The 20,226-nt window shown below is 41.8% G+C and carries 16 protein-coding genes; all 16 read left to right on the forward strand.

Annotated elements, in window-relative coordinates:
- The first annotated feature begins 66 nt into the window (after positions 1-66).
- The 16 genes from tssJ to R8N47_RS12680 all read left to right on the forward strand — a co-directional run bounded on the left by tssJ (position 67) and on the right by R8N47_RS12680 (position 20,180).
- A complete protein-coding gene (gene tssJ, locus R8N47_RS12605) occupies positions 67-477 on the forward strand; it encodes a type VI secretion system lipoprotein TssJ (RefSeq protein ID WP_318124385.1) in 411 nt (136 codons plus the stop codon).
- Between the two features lie 21 nt (positions 478-498).
- Entirely contained in the window at positions 499-1,824 is a 1,326-nt protein-coding gene (gene tssK / locus R8N47_RS12610) for a type VI secretion system baseplate subunit TssK (protein ID WP_213895877.1), read from the forward strand.
- Between the two features lie 11 nt (positions 1,825-1,835).
- Complete coding sequence (tssL, locus tag R8N47_RS12615; protein ID WP_064354827.1) at positions 1,836-3,128, forward strand: type VI secretion system protein TssL, long form; 1,293 nt, start codon at positions 1,836-1,838, stop codon at positions 3,126-3,128.
- 16 nt (positions 3,129-3,144) lie between these two features.
- Positions 3,145-6,663: a type VI secretion system membrane subunit TssM gene (gene tssM / locus R8N47_RS12620; RefSeq protein ID WP_064354826.1), complete on the forward strand. Its 3,519-nt coding sequence runs from the start codon at positions 3,145-3,147 to the stop codon at positions 6,661-6,663.
- Positions 6,645-7,340: a type VI secretion system-associated protein TagF gene (gene tagF, locus R8N47_RS12625; protein ID WP_005375944.1), complete on the forward strand. Its 696-nt coding sequence runs from the start codon at positions 6,645-6,647 to the stop codon at positions 7,338-7,340. The genes tssM and tagF overlap by 19 nt, the downstream gene beginning before the upstream one ends.
- A gap of 9 nt (positions 7,341-7,349) precedes the next feature.
- Positions 7,350-8,144: a PP2C family protein-serine/threonine phosphatase gene (locus R8N47_RS12630; RefSeq protein ID WP_005375947.1), complete on the forward strand. Its 795-nt coding sequence runs from the start codon at positions 7,350-7,352 to the stop codon at positions 8,142-8,144.
- Positions 8,137-9,252, forward strand: a complete 1,116-nt coding sequence (tssA, locus tag R8N47_RS12635; protein WP_054578969.1) for a type VI secretion system protein TssA — start codon at positions 8,137-8,139, stop codon at positions 9,250-9,252. Before R8N47_RS12630 ends, tssA begins: the two co-directional genes overlap by 8 nt.
- Positions 9,253-9,267: 15 nt before the next feature.
- The gene (tssB, locus tag R8N47_RS12640; protein WP_005375949.1) at positions 9,268-9,798 is read left to right on the forward strand and encodes a type VI secretion system contractile sheath small subunit; all 531 of its coding nucleotides are present in this window, start codon (positions 9,268-9,270) and stop codon (positions 9,796-9,798) included.
- Positions 9,798-11,291, forward strand: coding sequence for a type VI secretion system contractile sheath large subunit (gene tssC / locus R8N47_RS12645; RefSeq protein WP_005375950.1), 1,494 nt, complete (start codon positions 9,798-9,800; stop codon positions 11,289-11,291). The genes tssB and tssC (R8N47_RS12645) overlap by 1 nt, the downstream gene beginning before the upstream one ends.
- 52 nt (positions 11,292-11,343) lie before the next feature.
- Entirely contained in the window at positions 11,344-12,855 is a 1,512-nt protein-coding gene (tssC, locus tag R8N47_RS12650) for a type VI secretion system contractile sheath large subunit (protein WP_025767712.1), read from the forward strand.
- Between the two features lie 10 nt (positions 12,856-12,865).
- Positions 12,866-13,660, forward strand: a complete 795-nt coding sequence (locus R8N47_RS12655; protein ID WP_064354825.1) for a type VI secretion system accessory protein TagJ — start codon at positions 12,866-12,868, stop codon at positions 13,658-13,660.
- A gap of 7 nt (positions 13,661-13,667) precedes the next feature.
- Complete coding sequence (tssE, locus tag R8N47_RS12660) at positions 13,668-14,132, forward strand: type VI secretion system baseplate subunit TssE (RefSeq protein ID WP_017635621.1); 465 nt, start codon at positions 13,668-13,670, stop codon at positions 14,130-14,132.
- Positions 14,129-15,952, forward strand: a complete 1,824-nt coding sequence (tssF, locus tag R8N47_RS12665; protein WP_064354824.1) for a type VI secretion system baseplate subunit TssF — start codon at positions 14,129-14,131, stop codon at positions 15,950-15,952. The genes tssE and tssF overlap by 4 nt, the downstream gene beginning before the upstream one ends.
- Positions 15,949-16,914 carry a type VI secretion system baseplate subunit TssG gene (gene tssG, locus R8N47_RS12670; RefSeq protein WP_047100996.1) on the forward strand — a complete coding sequence of 322 codons (966 nt, stop codon included), beginning with the start codon at positions 15,949-15,951 and terminating at the stop codon, positions 16,912-16,914. Before tssF ends, tssG begins: the two co-directional genes overlap by 4 nt.
- A 10-nt stretch (positions 16,915-16,924) precedes the next feature.
- Positions 16,925-19,492 (forward strand): type VI secretion system ATPase TssH, encoded by a 2,568-nt coding sequence (tssH, locus tag R8N47_RS12675; RefSeq protein WP_318070243.1) that lies wholly within the window; start codon positions 16,925-16,927, stop codon positions 19,490-19,492.
- A 208-nt stretch (positions 19,493-19,700) separates the two neighbouring features.
- Entirely contained in the window at positions 19,701-20,180 is a 480-nt protein-coding gene (locus R8N47_RS12680) for an Hcp family type VI secretion system effector (protein ID WP_005375967.1), read from the forward strand.
- Positions 20,181-20,226: the final 46 nt, after the last annotated feature.

Raw genomic sequence — 20,226 nt, forward strand, 5'->3', positions numbered from 1 at the left:
CATTTGATCACATGACAAGATGTGCATCTACCTTAAATTTATGATTTTTATCAAAATCATTAGGGGATTCCTCAGTGCTCAGCAGCGAACCTAGTTGTTGATCCATACTCAGATTTAGAAATAGCAGCAAGTCATAACATTAATCCTGATTCAAACGGCAGGCCTTCTCCTGTAGTGGTGTATGTATTTGAATTAACGTCAAATACCATTTTCGAAAGCCAGGACTTTTTTTCTATTTATGAAGAAAGTGAAAAAGTCTTAGGACCTGATTTAGTGAATAAATATGAAGTTTCATTAACTCCAGGTCAGAAAGAAACATATCAAGCAAGTATGTCTCCAAAGACAGAATATTTAGGCATTGTCGTCGCGTTTCGAGATATTGAAAACTCAAATTGGCGACAAGTCATTAAAGTGGATAAGACCGGTTACAACACATATCAAGTATTGTTAGAAGATCTGTCTTTGGTCGTTAAATAACGTTTAGTTGGCTAATTATAAATGACGCAATACTCCAAGACGGCTTGGTGCGAAGGAATGTTTTTACGTCCCCAGCACTTCCAACAACAAGAACGCGCAACCTCTCAAGAATTCAAGGGCTTACATCAGTTAGGTGGGGCTTACAATTGGGGAGTTTGGAAATGTCGAGTAAAAAAACACGCGCTAAAAGATGGTCTTATTGAACTTGAGCATCTTGAAGCTGTTTTGCCAGATATGACGTTGGTTAATACGTTAATATCCAACGATTCAGTTTCGCCTCTACTTATTGATAAAAACACTGAAAATACGTTAGTAAAAATAACTCTCCCTCTTTCAAGTGTTACAGGTAAAAACGTTTCGGATGTAAGCGAATCGATCGTCTCTCGTTATGTACTTCAAGATATCGACGTGATAGATAACCTTACAGGACAAGATGAAGAAACCATCCAAGTTGCAGCCCTCAACCTTGAGTTGAAAGCGGGTAATGACAAATTAGCGGGTTATGTGGAGTTACCTATCTTAAGGATCAAAGAGGTAACTCCTGAAGGGGAAATTATACTAGACGATGAGTACGTTCCTCCGCTTATCAATCTCCTGAGCGATAAAGTTATGTCAGCTTATCTACGTAACGTTATCGCGATGACAAAGATGCGTGCTGACGTTATTGCGCAGCGCTTGATTAAGGGTAAATCTGCATCGGCATCTGCTGTTGATTTCATCATGCTCCAAATGTTGAACCGATATGAGGCGAAGTTAAAGCATTTCAGTGAGTTAGATAGATTACATCCACTGGAATTAGCGACGACACTTAAAGGTTACATTGGTGAGTTAGCCACTTTTTCTAATAAAACTAAAAGAGTCCCAAGTTTGCTTGCGTATGATCACTTAGATGTATCAAGTGTTTATAGCGAGTTGAATCAGATACTCAGTCAGTACCTCAGTGTTGTTCTTGACCAAACTGCGACCAAACTTCCGTTGGAGCCTCGCCAATACGGTATTCAAGTGACGCCGCTTCCAGATAAACGCTTGCTTGAGTCATGCCAATTTGTGCTAGCAATTAAAGCAGATACCACAACAGATGAAATAAGACGCCTGGTCCCAGCGCAACTCAAGTTTGGCCCGGCAGAACAGATTCGCGATCTAATTAATAATCAGATCAACGGTATAAACGTAGTGCCGTTGAGTGTCGTCCCGAGACAGATTCCTTACCAAACGGGCTATGTCTATTTCGAAGTTGTCAAGAAAGGGCCATTTTGGATGAGGCTAAAAGATAGTGGCGGTATTGCGCTTCACCTATCAGGGCATTTTCCGAATGCTGAACTTGAGCTTTGGAGTATTAATCAATAGGCGCGCTCTGTATGGAACAAACGATAGTAAAACCAACACCGGGTGGAAGAGCACCCGCATCGAAACCACAATCAGAAGAGTCTGTGGATAATACCGTAGTTATCTCAAAAAGTCCTGAATTGGTGAACAATGATTCAGTGGTCGCTTATGGGAATAACTCTCTACTAGCAGAGGCGAATGGCCTGTTATCTATTATCGGTCAAATTCGCTCGACAGCGACTCATTCCGATCCGTTGTTTCTAAAAGAGACATTGGCACAAAAGCTTAGAGATTATGAGAACCGATTACGTCAGCATGACGTTGATTTGGATACCATTGATACAGCTCGTTATTGTTTATGCTGTTCACTAGATGAAGTTGTCCTTAACACCAATTGGGGTGGGAATTCATTCTGGAGTCACGATTCATTACTTAGCTCCTTCTATGCTAGCAGTCAAGGTGGGGAAGCGTTCTTTAAGCATCTTGATAAGTGCATGGCGAAACCAGATGTGAACTTAGATTTGCTTGAACTAATGTATGTGTGCTTATCTCTCGGGTTTCTGGGTCAATACCGTTTAGAAAAAAATGGACTGGAATCGCACCGGAAATTGAGAAGACAGGTTATTGCTACTCTTAAGACTTATGGGAGAGGAGTCCCTCAGGAACTAAGCAATAGTATCGACCAACACATTTTGAATGGCTCAAAGGCTTCTGATAGAGCTCCTCTTTGGGTTGTATGTTCTGTAACGGCGGCACTATTGGTCTGCATATATATGTATTTTAGTTATGAGCTAAATAAGGCATCCAATCGCACCTTTTCTCAATTAGTCAATTTGATTCAACCGCAACAACTTAACCAAGATGCAACGTCAGAATCAAAATCAGCGCCAATTGCAGAAAAGATTTCAATGTATCTAGCAACTGAGATCGGTAAGGGGCTAATCAATGTTGAGCCGCTGCAAGACAGGGTAAGAATTTCGTTAAAGTCTCAAGATCTATTTGAATCAGGTAGTGCTGATGTTGTCGCTTACATCCAACCCGTTATTTCTAAGCTTGCGAGAACATTGGAGTCGACCCAAGGCAAGATCATTGTTACTGGTCACACCGACGATAGGCCTATTTTCACGAGTAAATATCCCTCGAACTGGCACCTATCATTAGCTCGAGCCACTGCTATGTCTGAACAACTGATCTCGAATAGTGCATTAGAAGGGCGAGTGATACCCGAGGGATTGGGGGATGCAAGACCATTAGTTGAAAACAGTAGTGATGAAAACCGAGCTATTAACCGCCGGATTGAAATCGACCTTCTTGTCGCGAATTAATAATAGGTAGATAGAGATGCGTATTAAAGAAATTGGCAGAATATTTACTCAAAGATGGTTTCTCGGTCTTATAGGTGTCGCTGCTTGTTCTATTTTCATTTGGGTTGTTGGTCCACTTATTGCGATAGCGGGATATGAGCCCCTAAAGAGTGACTTTCAACGGCTAGTCACTATTCTAGTGTTGGTGTTGCTTTGGGCGATATTTAACGTTACCAAGCAGCATAAGCAAAAGGTGAAAGAAGACGAAAGTATTCAAACGTTGCTTGAGGTTGATAGCCTATCAGATAAAGAAGCGGCAAGTGAAATTGACTTAATGCGCGAGCGTATTGAGCAAGCTGTCAAAGTAGTGACGAAAACACACAAAGGCAAGAGAAGCTTGTATGACTTACCGTGGTATGTGTTGATTGGCCCTCCTGGAACGGGGAAAACAACCGTATTACAGCAGTCGGGGTTAGAGTTTCCATTAGGAGACAACCTTGGCTCTGACTCTATTGCCGGTGTAGGTGGCACTCGCCACTGTGATTGGTGGTTTGCAAATAAAGCAGTTCTTATAGATACGGCTGGCCGGTATACGACACAAGACAGTCAAGAAAAGGTCGACTCTAAAGCGTGGCATGGTTTCTTAGGATTGTTGAAAAAGTATAGAACGCAAAGACCAATTAATGGTGCGATTGTTACGATAAGTTTAGCCAGCGTGATGTCTCAGACTCGAACCGAGCGAAATCTTCATGCTCGAGCAATTAAGTCGAGACTTCAAGAACTGAAAAACCAGTTAGGCATGCAGTTTCCGATTTACGTATTGCTCACCAAAATGGATTTAGTTGCCGGTTTCAATGAGTTTTTTGCCGATTTAAGTAAGGAAGAGCGAGAGGAATTATTTGGTTTCATGTTCCCTCGTGAAGTGGATGATGAAAGAGGCGTTATTTCTCTATTCAACAAAGAATTTCATGGCATGTTGGAGCGCCTTGATGCCCGTATGCTTAGAATACTTGAAACAGAGGACGATTTAGATAAACGCGCGCTTATCTTTGAATTTCCAAAGCAATTAAGAGTGCTACAAGCTAATCTTGACGAGTTTTTAGCTGAAATTTTTGCACAAAACAGTTTTGAAGAGCCTGCCTTGATTCGTGGTGTGTTTATGTTGAGTTCGGTTCAAGAAGGCTTACCAGTCGATAAGCTGATGAATGAATCAACCAATGGACTTGGGTTAAATCGTTTAGCTCTAGCAAAGAGTCAGACTGGCTCTCATAGTTATTTCGTAAAGAATCTTTTTGACAAGGTTATTTTCAAAGAGCAACTGTTAGGAACAGTTAATCGTCACTATCAAAAGCAGTCAGGTTGGATGCGTCGAGGTGTTTACATTGGATGTACAACGCTACTGCTAGGAGCTTCTGCGCTTTGGTTTATGAGTTATAAGTGGAACTCACAGTTAATTGTCGATACCAATGAACAAGCGAGCCATATTGATGCAATGATTGGCGCTCAAAGTTTAGATTTTGAAGCGGATATTGTTTCAGCTGTAGAAACATTAGATAGGTTGATGACGCTTCCTCTCGGAAAGCAAAGCGACTACGGTGATGCCGACTCTGTAAAGAGGTTTGGTCTCTATCAAGGAGACAAAGTGTCTCAGGCGGCAAACAATGCATATTCTGATGCTTTGACCCAATATTACGCCCCTCTGCTTCTTGATAGCTTGGTGTCAGAAATGGAGAGCAATCAACAGCATCGTGAGTATTTGTACGAAACGTTAAAAACGTATTTGATGTTATTCAATCCAGACAAATATCAACAAGATGAAGTGTTGGCTTGGTTTAACTTTTATTTCGAACGTCAATATCCGGGTGAGCTAAACGCAGACTTAAGAAGACGTTTGCTACAGCACACTCAATATTTATTAGGCAACGATGGACAAGGCTTTACTTACAACACTGCTGCCGTGACGAGTGCTCGAGAAGTGTTGACTCAAATGTCTCTACCTGAACGTGCTTATCAGCGAATGAAAATACAATTTTCTAAGAGTCATGTACCTTCATTTCGCTTGACTGATGTATTGGGACCTAAAGGGCTTGAGCAGTTCGAGCGAGCTAGTGGAAAACCGCTATCACAAGGCATTTCGGGTTTCTACACGTACAATGGTTTTCATAGCATTTTTCAGATTCAGATCAACCGTACAGTAAAAAGCCTAATGGAAGAGAACTGGGTTTATGGTGACGATCTTAAGGCTCATGAAATTGATCAAGATAGTGCCATCCAAGGCGTTCAGTCTCGATACTATCAAGATTATGTTAATGAATGGAAAACGTTGATCGAAGATATTCAATTGAAGCAGGCTCCGAGCCTAGAACTTGCGACAGAGCAAGCGAGGGTTTTATCTGGAGTTGAAAGACCAATCGAATCTTTGTTGAGAGCAATCCAAAAAGAGGTTGCTCTATCAAAAGTATCATTGTCAGAAAATCAAAAAGCCGCTTCTGAAGTTGCTGGTAAAGTTGCCAAAGTTAAGTTTTCAAATACGGCAGATAGACTAGACATGTATTTACCTGAAGAAAACGGCTTCAATGTTGCTCTGCCAGGTAAAGAAGTCGAATCGCATTTTTCAGAGATCTTACGCCTTGGTGAGCAAGACTTTGATGATATTCAACAAGCAATGGTTAACTTGCGTTCGTATTTAAGTGACTTATCAAGCTCTGGTAACAATCAGAAAATTGCCTACAAAAGTATTTTAGATGGAACCGTTACACAAGATGTCGCAGCTTCCTTCGCTCGTGCTAAAGAACTTTTGCCGAGACCATTTAATCAATGGCTAGGTGAGCTTTCTCAAGAGTCGGTTAAGTTTGCGGAGAGCGGTTCGAAGGATCATCTAAATCAACTTTGGGTAACACAGGTGGTCCGCCCTTATCAGCGGACTATTGCTGGCAGATATCCATTCGAGTCCAACGCGAGCAGAGAAGTTAGATTGAAAGACTTTAAGCGATTCTTTGGTTATGGAGGTACGCTTGACGCATTCTTCCAAGAATACCTCGAACCGTTTGTGGATACTTCGAAAAGTCGTTGGCGATTAGAAAAGGAAATTGGAGTTCGTCCAGAAACACTAATGGTCTTTCAAAGAGCGCAACGTATCAGGCAGTCTTTCTTTGAATCTGATAATTCATTACGCGTAGAGTTTGGGATGAAGCCTGTTTATCTAGACCAGCACATTACTCGATTTGTCTTAGAGTTGGGTGGACAAGATTTGGTTTATAAGCATGGACCAGCAAGAGCTAAATCGTTGAGTTGGCCTGCCGGTCAAGATCAGACTCGAATTGTGTTCACACCACCTGAATCTAAACGCGAAATTGCGCATACCTATGAAGGTGAGTGGGGCATATTCAAGCTTTTGGATCAATCACTTAAAGCAAGGCCAGAATCGCGTAAAGACAATATAGTTATGATTGATTTAAAGGGAAATAAGGTGCAGCTAGAGCTTATTCCTTCTAGTGCCATTAATCCGTTTTGGTCAAATGAAATGGAGAGGTTCAGATGTCCACGAACCTTATAACATCAGGCTGGGGCTATATCGGTAAAATGCCTGCAAAAGGGGACTTTGTGAAAGATGGTTTATCACAAGATTTCTCGGAGCGTTGGCATGATTGGCAACAGGCGGTTATTGCAGTCAGCAGGGAACAACTGGGTGAAAGCTGGAATGAGCACTTTTTAACGGCTCCTGTGTGGCACTTTGCTTTGGATATTAGCTATTTAGAAGACTCAACCTACATTGGTAGCATGATTCCTAGTGTTGATGCATGCGGTAGATACTTTTTCTTTACTATAGCTCGTGCCGTAAAAGGTGAAGCTGCGCAATATTGGGGTGACAGAGCTTGGACCGAGGACAGTGCCGCTCTTGCTCTTTCAGTACTTGAGGACGACTTTGTCTTTGATGTTTGGCATAAGAGTACTCAAGAAAAAAATGACCTCGTTGCGAATGTAACAAGTGAAGTGAAGCCTCTAGAGTTTCTTTATCAAAGCCAAATATCTACAGTTTTTCATGATCACGGCAATACTGATCAAAACACGCTTTTGAATTACCTCATTAAAGAAAAATTGAGTAAACCATGTTTTTGGTGGACTGAAGGTTCAACGAAGGTTGAACCATGCATGTTCATTACTAGTGGATTTCCTTCAATTGGTCAGTTTTCAGCCATGCTTGATGGCGGCTGGAAAAAGTGGAATTGGTAGGATAGAAGAATGAATTGGAACTATTTTACCTTTGCTAAATCGCACGCAGGAAAAGTACGCCCTTATAACGAGGATGCTCTGTTGGATATGACAGAACAGCATATTTGGGTGGTTGCCGATGGAATGGGTGGACACAGTGCTGGCGATATAGCAAGCCAGATGCTAGTGGATAGAGTCGCGCGCCACATGCAGGATGTCTCCAATACTAATATCGATGATATCCGAAGAGTGGTTCAAGAAGCGAACTTAGAAATTTACCAATACGCACAAAATCACTTAGACGGTAAAACGATGGGAACAACACTTGTTTTGTTGTTTATTCAGGATGGGTATTACCACTGTCTTTGGGTGGGTGATAGCCGAATTTACCAGCTTAGAAGTGGTAATTTTGTCCAAAAAACACGTGATCATAGTCAAGTCATGGACTTAGTGGATCAGGGCTTATTGGCATTTGAAGATGCCGAATCGCACCCTCTTGCAAATGTTATTACCAGAGCTGTTGGGGTCGACGAAAGTGTCACTATTGATCAAGTTTCAGGGCAGTTGGCTGACGGCGATCAGTTTCTACTCTGTAGCGATGGACTCTCTAAGGAACTTACGAGTGATGAAATTCATCGGACATTGTATGCAGACTCAGTCAACCAAGCTGGATTAGCGCTCATGCATTCGGCTTTGGTTCGGGGCGCAAGTGATAACGTAACTTGTGCTTTGATCAAAGTTCGCCAAGCGCAAACGGAGTGCGAAACAGTAACTAGAGAAGACGCGACGATACCTGTCTTTCTAAGAGGGAGAGCTTATGAGTAATGAAATGTTTGATTGGTATGAACAAGCGTTGGCTCCTATATCTCAAGAAAATCCTACAGGTATTGATCCTAGAGAGGATGTATCACCACAGTCTGCTTACTATCGGTTGAAAGATCAGCGTATGGCCGCCCGCAACGCTGAACGTAATGCTCTTATAGAAGAAGAAAGTATCTATACCCACAGTAATTTATGGCGAGTATTTATTGAAGATGTCCCAGAAATACTCACGAATCAGTCTAAAGATTTGGAATTTGTTGCCTGGCTTATAGAAGCCCTAACTCGATTGTATGGTTTTCGTGGTATGGGCGTTGGCTACAAACTCGCAACCAGTTTAATTGAGAACTTTTGGGATGATCTGTACCCAATGCCTGATGAAGATGGTATTGAGACAAGAATATCGGCGATTATTGGCCTCAATGGTATCGATAGTGAAGGAACACTTATTTTTCCAATTGCTTGTATACCATTGACTGACTTAGGCGTGGAGCAAGCTTATGCCTATTGGGAATATCAGCAAGCTATAGAGCTTGAGCGCTTAGACGAAGATAAGCGCCGAAATCGAGTCGAGCTTGGGGCTGTTGAGTTATCTGAAATTATAACTACGGTTAAGTCGACTTCTGATACGTTTTATCAAGAATTAATCACGGATTTGGAGTTCGCTACAGAATCATTTAATGAATTCAGTCAGCGATTAGATGAAGCGGTCGGTGATGTGACTCCTAGCTCTTATATATCAAAAAGACTTGAATCAATACACTCGGCATTAAAGCACCTTCTTGGAGATCGTTTTAATCAACCACAAGCAGTGATTGAAGAGCTAGAGGATCTTGATGAATCTTCTTCTGAACAACCGTTAAGTGCACAAAGTTGTGATGCATTATTAGCGACAAACATGAAATCACGAGAGCAGGCAATTAGACAATTGCAGCAAGTAGCTGATTTCTTCCGAGAGAGTGAACCTCACTCACCAGTTTCTTACTCCATCGAACAGATCATTCGTTGGTGTGGGATGCCTCTGCCGGAGTTACTGGCGGAACTTATCTCCGACGGGGATGCAAAGAAAAGCTACTTCCGTTTGGTTGGCATAGCAGAACAAAATGAAAATTAATAAAGGGAGAATGGTATGACGAGTATCCACTCGAAACTATCACGAGTACGGAAGCCTCGTGTCCACATTACCTATGATGTTGAAACTGAAGGTACAACTCTTAAGAAAGAACTGCCTTTTGTTGTAGGTGTAATGGGTGATTTCGCTGGTCAAAACACAGAAGCGTTGAAGCCATTAAAAGACCGCCGTTTTATTCAGATCGATCGAGATAACTTTGACGATGTACTCAAAAAAATGAATCCATCGGTGAAGTTTAAAGTTGCGAATAAGCTTGCGAATGACGATTCACAGTTTGAGGTCGATTTAAACTTTAAATCAATGCAAGACTTTGAGCCTGCTGCGATCGTAAATCAAGTTGATCCACTACGCCAATTGATGGAAACGCGTAATAAACTGCGTGATTTGATGACAAAAGTTGACCGCTCAGAAGAGCTTGAAAATATCCTAGAGGATGTTTTGAACAATACAGACAATCTGGCAAGACTTGCAGGCGAGTTAGATCTTGGCAAGAAAGCGAAGTCAGACAGTACTGAAGGAGCGGAATAATGACGACTGAAGCTGAAAAACAGTTAGATCCAACTGTTAATGAACAGACAACTTCATTCTTAGATCAAGCTATTGGTGCGACTAAGCAGACCGAAGCTTCTCGTGCTGAGGAGCTGATTAAAACGCTCGCTGAAGAAGCAATGAAAGGGACAGTTACTTGGAACAAAAACCTAACAGTAACTTTTCGTGAAGCGATTAATTTGCTCGATAGGCAGATTTCTGATCAGTTGTCTGAAGTAATGCATCACCCAGAATTACAGAAACTCGAAGGTTCTTGGCGCGGCTTAAATTATCTAGTGATGAATTCAGAGACCAGCTCTACTCTGAAAGTTCGCATGATGAGCATGACCAAGAAAGAGCTACATAAAGACTTGAGCAAAGCTGTTGAGTTTGATCAAAGCCAGATCTTTAAAAAGGTTTACGAGTCTGAGTTTGGTAGTGCTGGTGGTGAACCGTATGGTGCATTGATTGGAGACTATGAGTTTACCAACCACCCAGAAGATATTGAGTCGTTACGCCTAATGTCAAATGTAGCGGCTTCTGGCTTCTCTCCATTCTTGTCCGCGGCTTCACCAGCACTATTCGGCTTTGATGAGTGGACTGAGCTGTCAAAACCACGCGACCTAGATAAGGTATTTGAATCACTAGAATACGCCCAATGGCGTTCGTTCCGCGAGAGTGCCGATTCGCGCTTCGTTAGTCTGACGATGCCAAAAGTCCTTGCTCGTTTGCCATACGGACAAGCTACCGCTCCAGTCGAAGAGTTTGGGTTTGAAGAGTTCGAAGTAGATCCTGTTTCAGGTATTGCTGTTAACGCTGAACATAACGACTACTGTTGGATGAACTCTTCGTATGTTCTTGGTGTTAAGTTAACCGACGCATTTTCAAAATATGGATTTTGTACTGCCATCCGTGGTGCAGAAGGCGGCGGTCGAGTGGATAACTTGCCAACGCATTTCTTCATGAGTGATGATGGCGACCCTGATATGAAGTGCCCAACAGAGATTGGTATTACCGACAGACGTGAGGCGGAGCTTGGTAAGCTTGGTTTCTTACCGCTTTGTCACTACAAAAACACCAACTATGCAGTGTTCTTTGGTGCGCAAACCTGTCAAAAACCAGCGAACCATGAATCCCCTGAAGCAACGGCCAATGCGGCCATTTCTGCCCGCCTACCTTATATGATGGCAACATCTCGTTTTGCGCATTATTTGAAAGTAATGGCTCGAGATAAAATTGGTAGCTTTATGGAAGCAGAAGACGTTGAGTCTTGGCTGAACCGCTGGATCCTAGGTTACGTCAATGCTTCTGAAGGCGGTGGTCAAGAGATCAGAGCGAAATACCCTCTAGCAGACGCTCGTGTTCAGGTTAAGGAAATTCCTGGCGCACCTGGTTCTTACAATGCCGTAGCATGGCTGAAACCTTGGTTGCAAATGGAAGAACTGACTACATCTTTGCGACTTGTGGCCAAGATCCCTCAGTCAGGTGGATAAGAAACGAATTGGCTGGTCGAAAGGCCAGCCATGACCAATCTTTATGTTCTAGATGGAATTAGCAGTGTCACTTAACTTTCGCGACCCTAGCAAGCTAAAACATGAGTTCAGTACCGGAGGCTACGCTGAACTTGATAGCCCGTGGTTGACTCGATTCAATGAATCTTCTGATCTTGTATCGTCAGCGCGAATTTGGCTAGAAGGTACACGTTCAAGAGATTTGGACAGCTTTCGTCATAGTGTGATGAACACAATTAACCGCATTGATGAGCTATTAGAATCTCAACTAAATGAAATATTACATCATCCTGAGTTTCAACAGCTCGAAAGGGGGTGGGTTGGAGTTAGGTATTTATGTGAACAGGTTGATTCTCGTTCATCGGATTCTGTAAAAGTTAAGGTTTTAACGGCGACATGGAATGAAATCAGTAAAGATGCTTTAAAAGCCATCGAGTTTGACCAATCAGCACTATTTAAGTTGCTCTATCAAAATGAATATGGGATGGCAGGGGGAGAACCCTTTGGTGTGGTGGTTGGAGATTATCAGCTTCGCTGTGATCCTAGTAAAAATTATTTTGATAGAGATCTGTCTGTGTTGAGTAAGATCTCTCAGTCTGCAGCTGCAGCATTCAGCCCATTTATCATGTCTGCATCGCCAGAGATGTTTGGTGTTGATAGTTTCGCTCAACTCTCTGCGATAAGAGATATAGCGGCCCAATTTGAACAGGAAGATTATGCAAAGTGGCGTAGTTTGAGAGACAACGATGACGCTAAATTTATTGGTTTGACTGCACCTAACGTCTTGTTCCGTCAGCCATACAAAAGTGATGGCTCGCGGAATGATAAATTCAATTTTCAAGAACACATCTACGACTCCAATCGAGATTTGCTATGGGGGAGTAGTGCGTACTGTTTTGCTGCCGTATCAATTAGAGCATTTCAGGAACATGGTTGGTTCACGCATATGCGAGGGATTAAACAAGGCGATTACAGTCAGGGTATTATCGTCGCTCCTACAAGGAGCAAGATGCGTGTTAATGGCAAGAATGATCGTGAAAGATGTCCGTTAAACTTGAAAATCTCTGAGAGAAAAGAACAAGAATTGTCTGAGTGCGGTTTTATTTCTATTTCTCCAATACCTGAGACCGATATGGTGGGGATGACCTCGAATGTATCTCTCTACAAGCCCAAACAATACGCAGAAAAGCATATTTCAACGAATGCAAAACTGACATCGATGTTGCAATACACATTGTGTGTATCGCGAGTCGCACATTATCTCAAGGTTATGGGGCGTGACAAAATTGGTGGGTATCAAGACGCAGAAAGCCTAGAGCGTGACTTTCAACGCTGGTTACATCAGTACACTACCGCATCAGATGAAGCGTCTGATGAGCTTCGAGCTAAATACCCCCTAAATGAAGCGAAAATTACAGTTCGAGAGAAAAGAGAAACTCCTGGACATTATTACTCAGTTATCCATTTGCGACCGCATTTTCAACTCGATCAAATGGTATCTAGCATTAAATTAATTACCGAATTATCACCAGAGCACATGGTGTAAGGAAATAACAATGACTCAATGGAAAAATGCTTTGTCCCAAGGCCTATTGCAACACGCTCTAGAGCAATTAATTGATGAAATTAAAGCAACCCCTAAAGATGCGAGCTTGAGAAGTTCCTTCATTGAGCTTCTTTGCATTGATGGGGACTTCGAGCGTGCGGACGCTCAGCTCATGCAATCGATTAAATTGTTTCCTGAGTATCTGCCTGGTGCAAGTCAGCTACGACATTTAGTGAAAGCAGCTCAAGCTAGAAAGGATTTTATCAATGGTGCGGCTAGTGCCAAAGTATTAGGTGATGAGGAATTAACTAAAGAGCTTGTTCGATTTAATCTTGCTCTCGGAAATCAAGAGTACGAAGAAGCGTCACGTCTATCGCATCGCATTGAAGAGCATCGTACTATTAAAGGGTTTAACGTAAACGGCACAAACTACGAAGATGCTAGAGATATTGATGATCGTTTAGGTGGTTACATTGAACTGTTTTCTACAGCAGGTAACTATTTTCTTGTACCCGTATCGAGCATCCATACGCTAGAAGTTAAAGCACCTACTTCTTTGTTAGAGAGTATTTGGCGACCTGTCGAGTTTGATATCGATGGACTTGGTGAAGGCGAAGGCCATATGCCGTTGACATATGTTGACTCAGAGACCGATGCGCAAAAGTTAGGTCGAGAAACGGATTGGAAGCAGATTGGTAAGCAAGAATCTTTTGTTGGCTTGGGTCAAAAATGTTGGTTAGTCGGTGACTCAGCGCTTCCAATCTGTGATTTGACTACATTATTAGAACAGAAACAAATAGCGTAGAAATATCATGTCGTTAACCGTTTCTCTGCTCGACAAATTGATAGATAGTGATCCTCTCACTCGAGATGAGAAAGACTTCCCTGCAAGCCAGCAACAGATGTTGAGCAGCTTACTTAGAGATCTAGAGTCGATGCTGAATAGTCGTATTGGATGGAAAAACATTCCTGATGATCTTCTAGAGGTTCGTTATTCAATATTGAATTATGGGCTGCCAGATTTTTCCTCAATGCCCTATAGCAGCCAAGAAGGGCAGAATCAGCTTTGCGACATCGTTCATGATGCAATTAAAGAGTTTGAGCCGAGGTTAAGGAACCCTCATGTCCAGATTTCGGACGAGAAAAACGCTATTGATAGGGTATTGAGGTTACAGATAAATGCCACTTGCTTAATTGATAACAGTATTCATGAAGTGCGATTCAATTCTGAAGTAGAGCCGGTAAATTTAGGTATGAAACTGAGTAGAGCAAAATGAGTGAAGAGTTTCTCAAGTACTATAATCGCGAGTTAGCTTATTTGCGTCATAAAGGGCAAGAGTTTGGGGAGCAGTATCCTAAGATTGCTGCGAGACTTCGTATTAGTGAGGAACAGGTTGACGATCCACACGTAGAAAGATTGTTAGAAGGCTGCGCATTTCTAACAGCAAGGATTAGACAAAGCTTAGACAATAGTTACCCTCAGTTTACAGAGTCTTTGATGGGACAGTTATATCCGGATTTTCACGCCCCAATCCCGTCAATGTCAGTCATTAAAATGAGCTGTTCTAACTCCACTTCCTCTTATTTTGATGTAGAAGAAGGCGAGCGAGTTGTTATCGGTGCTCCTGGATATCATGAGTGCGAGTTTAGAACTTGTTATCCGGTCAGAATGTATCCTGTTGATGTGACCTATGGCGTTTTTAAAAATGCGCCTTTCAAGCCAGTTGGCTCACGATGGGAAAGCAATGCTCATTCAGTTTTGAAAGTACAGCTCACGGCTCAAGATGAAGAGACTCCTCTTGGTGAAATGGGGGTAGAACGGCTGCGCTTCTATTTAAACGGTCAATCTCAATTGACTTTTAAGCTCTACCAAATGCTGTTTCAAAACCTAATTGGTTTATCTGTTGTTGTGGATGGCAAAGAAGTTCGTCCTTTAACCAAAAGACATCTTTCTGAAGTGGGATTTTCAGAAGATGAGAAAGTTGTGCCATACAGTAAAAGAAGCTTTTCAGGAGCAAGATTACTTGTTGAGTATTTGCACTTTCCTGAGAAGTTTATGTTCTTTGATATCACCGAACTTGGATTATCAGAGCTAGATCTTAGAGAGCAAGTCGAACTGTATTTTTACTTTGATACCAACGATGACTGGCTTCCAAAGCAAGTGGACGAAGAAAGCTTAATGGTAGGCTGTGTGCCTGTGATCAACTTATTTAAAAGTATTATGGAGCCTAAGCGTATTCTACCAACTGAATACGATTACCACTTGTCTCCGCAATACCAAGAAGCTGAAAGTAATGAGGTTGTCTCAATTTCTGACGTAACGTTGAGAAACTGGAACAAAACGTACCACAATTTGCCATGTTATCACGCTGGTGAGCACACGCATTATACGAACACTAGTGAGATTTATTGGTTGATGAGACGTGAGGATAAGAACTGGGCTGGTGGGTATGATGAGCCAGGTAGAGAAACTTACATTTCTTTTGTTGATAAAAAACATCAATTGTTCAGCCCGGATAGCCGGGAAAACTGGTTAATGTACGTGGAAGCTGAGTGCTGTAACCGCAACTTAGCGCAGAAACTTCCATTTGGAGGTGGGCTGCCGCAAGTATCTTTACCGGAGGTAAATGACAATTTCGAATCTGTTCGTTGTTTAGTTTCTTTATCAGAAACTATTCGGCCAGAAATGGATGAAAGCACACGATGGCAGTTAACTAAGCTTTTAACTTTAAACCATTTTACCGAGGAAGATGGTTTAGCAACTTTGAAGCAGACCCTTAATCTCTATGCATTTTCTGGGACAGCAGAAACGAAAGCGGTAATCGATGCTTTAACTAAGTTAGAGTTTGAGCCTACTACAGGAAGAATTAGTCAGAAAGGCAAAGTTGGATTTGCGCACGGTATAAAAATTATTTTGACGGTTTCTGATCAAATTTTACCTAAAGAGCAGATCTTTCTCTTAGGTAGTGTTTTATCTGTTTACTTCTCGCAATATGCTGAAATTAACATTTTTACGCAGTTAGAAATAAGAATTAAGTCCACGGGAAAGTCTTTCCACCTATGGCCCGCATTAACTGGCGATAAGGTGTTGCTATGAGCGCGGAACAATTTTATCGAGAATTAAAGCAACATCCATTGTTTGAAGCGATTCATCTTATTGAACACGAAGTTCTGCAAGCAGAGGCGCAAATAGGAACAGATGCGTTACCGAAGCATGAAAAGCTAAACTTAAAGGTTAATCCATCATTAGGTTTTGAAAATGCTCAGCTTTGTGAACTGAAAAATATAGATGACAGCAAGTTAGAGATTGAGACCAATTTAATAGGCCTAACGGGTGAGCAAGGTGTGCTTCCCCAGCACTATAGTGAATTAGCTTTACATCGCCAAAAAGAAGGCGATACGGCTATGGTGGACTTCTACGATATTTTCAATCATCGCTTATTATCTCTTTATTATCGATGTTGGCAACTGAGTCAGCTGACTGTTCAGTCTCGTGCGCATGCGCAGGGCGCGCGTTCGCCGTTAGAAAGCTGTAAATCGGCATTAACTGGGAAAGGGAGTTCACTGTCCCGGCACTATGGTGGTGTGTTTGCTTCACCAGTGAGAAGTAAAGGTGGACTGAAAAGTATTCTTGAATGTTTATCTGGATGCCAAGTAAAAGTTCATGAATTTCAAGGACAATGGTTACACCTTACGAAAGAAGAGCAAACACGCCTTGCATCCCGAACTATGCCTGAAGGGCAGTTTGCTCAACTTGGTGTAGGAGCTTCTTTGGGTTCGAAAGCATGGAATATCAACGCGGGGACAACAATAGAATTTCTGCCAAAAGATAAACAGCTAGTTAGTAAATTGCTTCCTAACCAACCCAATATAGCAATCATTAAGAACGCTGCTTATGAGTTGATTGGAAAACATAAACAACTGAAGTGGCAGCTCACCACCAAACATAGTTTGCTACCACAAGCTTGTTTATCGAAACAGCAGGGGCAGTTAGGTATTGGTTCTGTGCTTAAAAAACACGAACGTACAAAAGATCGAACTATAACAATTACTATTTAAAGGAAATGTAATGGCTTCACTCTCACTTTCAGCGTTGGTCGAAAGATTGTCTCCTCAGGCTAAGGAAACACTTGAACAGGCAGCTGCGATGGCAAGCTCCCGAACTCATCACAGTATTGAAATGTCTCACTGGTTAATGATGATTATCCGCCATCCTGACGATATTTACTCTGAAGTTTTTGACGAATTTGATGTCGATAAAATCAAGGTTGAAACCGATATTCAAAAGGCATTAGAAAAATACAAAACAGGATGCCAGTCGGTGCCTGGGCTATCAGCTCATACGGTGACTGTTATGCAAAATGCCTTGTTGTCTGCAACCATTGAATTCAATCAAGAACAGTTGGGGTGCATCCATCTTTTATTTGCCTACTTGTCTGATGATACGTTAGTCAACATGGCTGGTTCGATTAGTCCTGAACTAAACAAGATAGAACCATCTCGCTTATTGAACTTTAAAGAAAGTAATGCGCCTCAATCAAGATCGAATGACTTAGCGCAGTCAAACGCGAATTCCGCCTTGAATCAATTTACAACAGACCTTACTGAGCAAGCTAGGGAAGGTAAAATAGATCCGGTGATTGGTAGAGATAATGAAATTCGCCTAATGATCGATATTTTATTAAGACGCCGACAAAACAACCCGATTCTTACGGGAGAAGCTGGTGTTGGAAAAACAGCCGTTGTTGAAGGTTTGGCGCAAAAGATCATTGATGGCGATGTACCTCCCGCTCTGCAAAATGTGGCAATTAAGTCTCTGGATTTGGCGTTACTGCAAGCCGGCGCAGGCATGAAAGGTGAGTTTGAAAACAGGCTTAAGAACCTTGTGAAGGAAGTAAACGACGCTCCACAGCCTATTATATTGTTCATTGATGAAGCTCATGGCCTAATTGGCGGTGGTGGGCAAGCGGGCCAAGGTGATGCGGCGAATATTCTGAAGCCAGCATTAGCGAGAGGTGAACTCAGAACGATCGCAGCAACAACGTGGGCAGAGTATAAAAAGTATTTTGAAAAAGATGCAGCTTTAACTAGGCGTTTTCAAGTCGTAAAGGTTGATGAGCCTGCCCCTGAACTCGCGATCGAAATGTTACGAGGCTTACTTGATGTAATGGCACAACACCACGATGTTCATATCACTAACCAAGCTCTCAATGCAGCGGTCCAACTGTCAGCTCGATACATTAATGGTCGTCAACTGCCAGATAAAGCGGTTTCTGTTTTGGATACGGCCTGTTCTCGAGTTGCGTTAAGTCAGTCATCTACACCGGGAGGCCTAGATGCGAAAAGAAACAAACTTAAAGCAAAGCAAGCTGAGTATGAGCATCTTAGCCAAGAGAGTCGGCTAGGAGCATCTCTTGATGTGCAGCTGCAAGGTGTCCGAAAAGAGATTGATGCGCTATCTAATGACATTATTGAATTAGAAGTACTTTGGGAAAAAGAAAAAGAATGGGTAAATGAAGCTAAGTCACTTAGAACCCAAATAATCCAGGAGGGTTCTGAAACTGCTAGAGACAAGTTACAAGAGCTTGAAAATAACCTTTCCGCTAACTCACAGCCCTTAGTTTTTTCGCATGTAAATGAAGCGCTAATCGCAGAAGTTATTTCGGATTGGACCGGTATACCGCTAGGTAAACTTCAGGATGATGAAATCCAAGCAGTATTGGGTTTGAAAGAAAGTTTGTGTAAGCGAGTTGTCGGGCAGGATCACGCTTTAGAGCTCATGTCTGAAGTGATAAAAACCGCGAGTGCGCAGCTCACGGATGAGACACGACCAAATGGTGTATTTCTCCTAACCGGACCAAGCGGAGTGGGTAAAACCGAATCGGCTTTGGCGATTGCAGAGAAAGTCTATGGTAGTGAAGAAAATGTCACGACTATCAATATGTCGGAATTTAAGGAAGAGCATAAAGTCTCATTGCTATTAGGTTCTCCTCCTGGTTATGTCGGTTATGGAGAAGGAGGTGTACTGACTGAAGCTGTTAGACGTAAACCTTATAGTGTAATTCTCCTCGATGAAATGGAAAAAGCGCACCCTGGTGTTCAAGATATTTTTTATCAGGTGTTTGATAAAGGCTCAATTAAAGACGGTGAAGGTCGAGATATAGACTTTAAAAACACTATTATTATTATGACCGCGAACACAGGGACCGAAACGACGATGTCTTTGTATTCTGATCCTGATTTATCTCCTGAGCCGTCAGCACTAAAAGATGCTTTACGCGATGATTTGTTGGTCGACTTTAAACCTGCATTTTTAGGGCGTGTGAACGTATTACCTTATTTTCCTCTATCAAGAAAATTATTGATAGAAATAACAAAATTAAAGTTGGATAAAATTACGACTCGTATTCGTAAGCACTATAACGCTGACCTGTTTTTTGATGAGGAACTAATTAATGATATTGTAGACAATAGCAATGAGTCTGGCAGTGGTGCGCGTGTGGTACAAACAACCATAGAAAATACATTGCTTCCGAAGATTTCTCATGAAATATTGCATGCAATTCTTAATGATAAGACGTTTGATGAAATTATTGTTAAAGGTACAACTAGTGGACTTGATGTCTCAATAGTTTAACATCCTTTACACTCTCAATAATAATTGGGAGTTGGTTCATATTAACTATTATTTTTTATAAAAAACGCTTAAATTAAATCTTATTTAAAGATATAACAGGGCGTATTTAAAATGAAGTTTTTGATACATTAATCACTAATTATCACCAAACGTCAGATAATTAAATTACTACGATATATGTCAATTAATAATGCTATAGGAGATTAGCATGCAGTCTAATACGTATCTTAAATACGCAGATATTAAGGGTGAGGCAACAGCCGAGCAATACAAAGATTTGATTACACTACTATCTGTAGATTGGAGTGTAGGTCGTGAGATCTCATCATACACTGGTACAGCGATGGACCGTGAAGCGAGCGCTACTCGTCTATATGATTTGACTATCACTAAACTTCAAGACCGTTCTTCTCCTGACTTATTTAAAGAAGCGACGATTGGTAAAGGTAAACCAGCGGTTTTCCATATTACTAAGCAGGGTGAGAAGGTTGAAGAGATCATGAAGATCGAACTGACTGATGCGATGATTTCTAACTACTCAGTTTCTATCCAAGACGATCGTCCAGTTGAAACTATCACAATTTCTTACACAGAAATGATGATGACAGTGACTCCTACTGACGATAAGAACAACACTTCTGCTCCATTGGTATACGGCTACAGCGGTGTTAAAGGTCAACAAATGTAATTTTCATGCGGGGGAGTATTCCTCCGCATTTTTTTGAAAGAAGTAT

The organism is Vibrio sp. 2132-1 (genome assembly GCF_033344315.1).

Excerpts from the sequence above, each read along its gene's own strand:
- tssG (WP_047100996.1), top strand. The coding sequence starts at position 15,949 with ATGAGCGCGGAACAATTTTATCGAGAATTAAAGCAACATCCATTGTTT.
- R8N47_RS12630 (WP_005375947.1), top strand. The coding sequence starts at position 7,350 with ATGAATTGGAACTATTTTACCTTTGCTAAATCGCACGCAGGAAAAGTA.
- tssM (WP_064354826.1), top strand. The coding sequence starts at position 3,145 with ATGCGTATTAAAGAAATTGGCAGAATATTTACTCAAAGATGGTTTCTC.
- tssF (WP_064354824.1), top strand. The coding sequence starts at position 14,129 with ATGAGTGAAGAGTTTCTCAAGTACTATAATCGCGAGTTAGCTTATTTG.
- tssK (WP_213895877.1), top strand. The coding sequence starts at position 499 with ATGACGCAATACTCCAAGACGGCTTGGTGCGAAGGAATGTTTTTACGT.
- tssH (WP_318070243.1), top strand. The coding sequence starts at position 16,925 with ATGGCTTCACTCTCACTTTCAGCGTTGGTCGAAAGATTGTCTCCTCAG.
- tssB (WP_005375949.1), top strand. The coding sequence starts at position 9,268 with ATGACGAGTATCCACTCGAAACTATCACGAGTACGGAAGCCTCGTGTC.
- tssC (WP_025767712.1), top strand. The coding sequence starts at position 11,344 with ATGGAATTAGCAGTGTCACTTAACTTTCGCGACCCTAGCAAGCTAAAA.
- tssE (WP_017635621.1), top strand. The coding sequence starts at position 13,668 with ATGTCGTTAACCGTTTCTCTGCTCGACAAATTGATAGATAGTGATCCT.
- tagF (WP_005375944.1), top strand. The coding sequence starts at position 6,645 with ATGTCCACGAACCTTATAACATCAGGCTGGGGCTATATCGGTAAAATG.
- R8N47_RS12680 (WP_005375967.1), top strand. The coding sequence starts at position 19,701 with ATGCAGTCTAATACGTATCTTAAATACGCAGATATTAAGGGTGAGGCA.
- tssA (WP_054578969.1), top strand. The coding sequence starts at position 8,137 with ATGAGTAATGAAATGTTTGATTGGTATGAACAAGCGTTGGCTCCTATA.
- tssL (WP_064354827.1), top strand. The coding sequence starts at position 1,836 with ATGGAACAAACGATAGTAAAACCAACACCGGGTGGAAGAGCACCCGCA.
- tssC (WP_005375950.1), top strand. The coding sequence starts at position 9,798 with ATGACGACTGAAGCTGAAAAACAGTTAGATCCAACTGTTAATGAACAG.
- R8N47_RS12655 (WP_064354825.1), top strand. The coding sequence starts at position 12,866 with ATGACTCAATGGAAAAATGCTTTGTCCCAAGGCCTATTGCAACACGCT.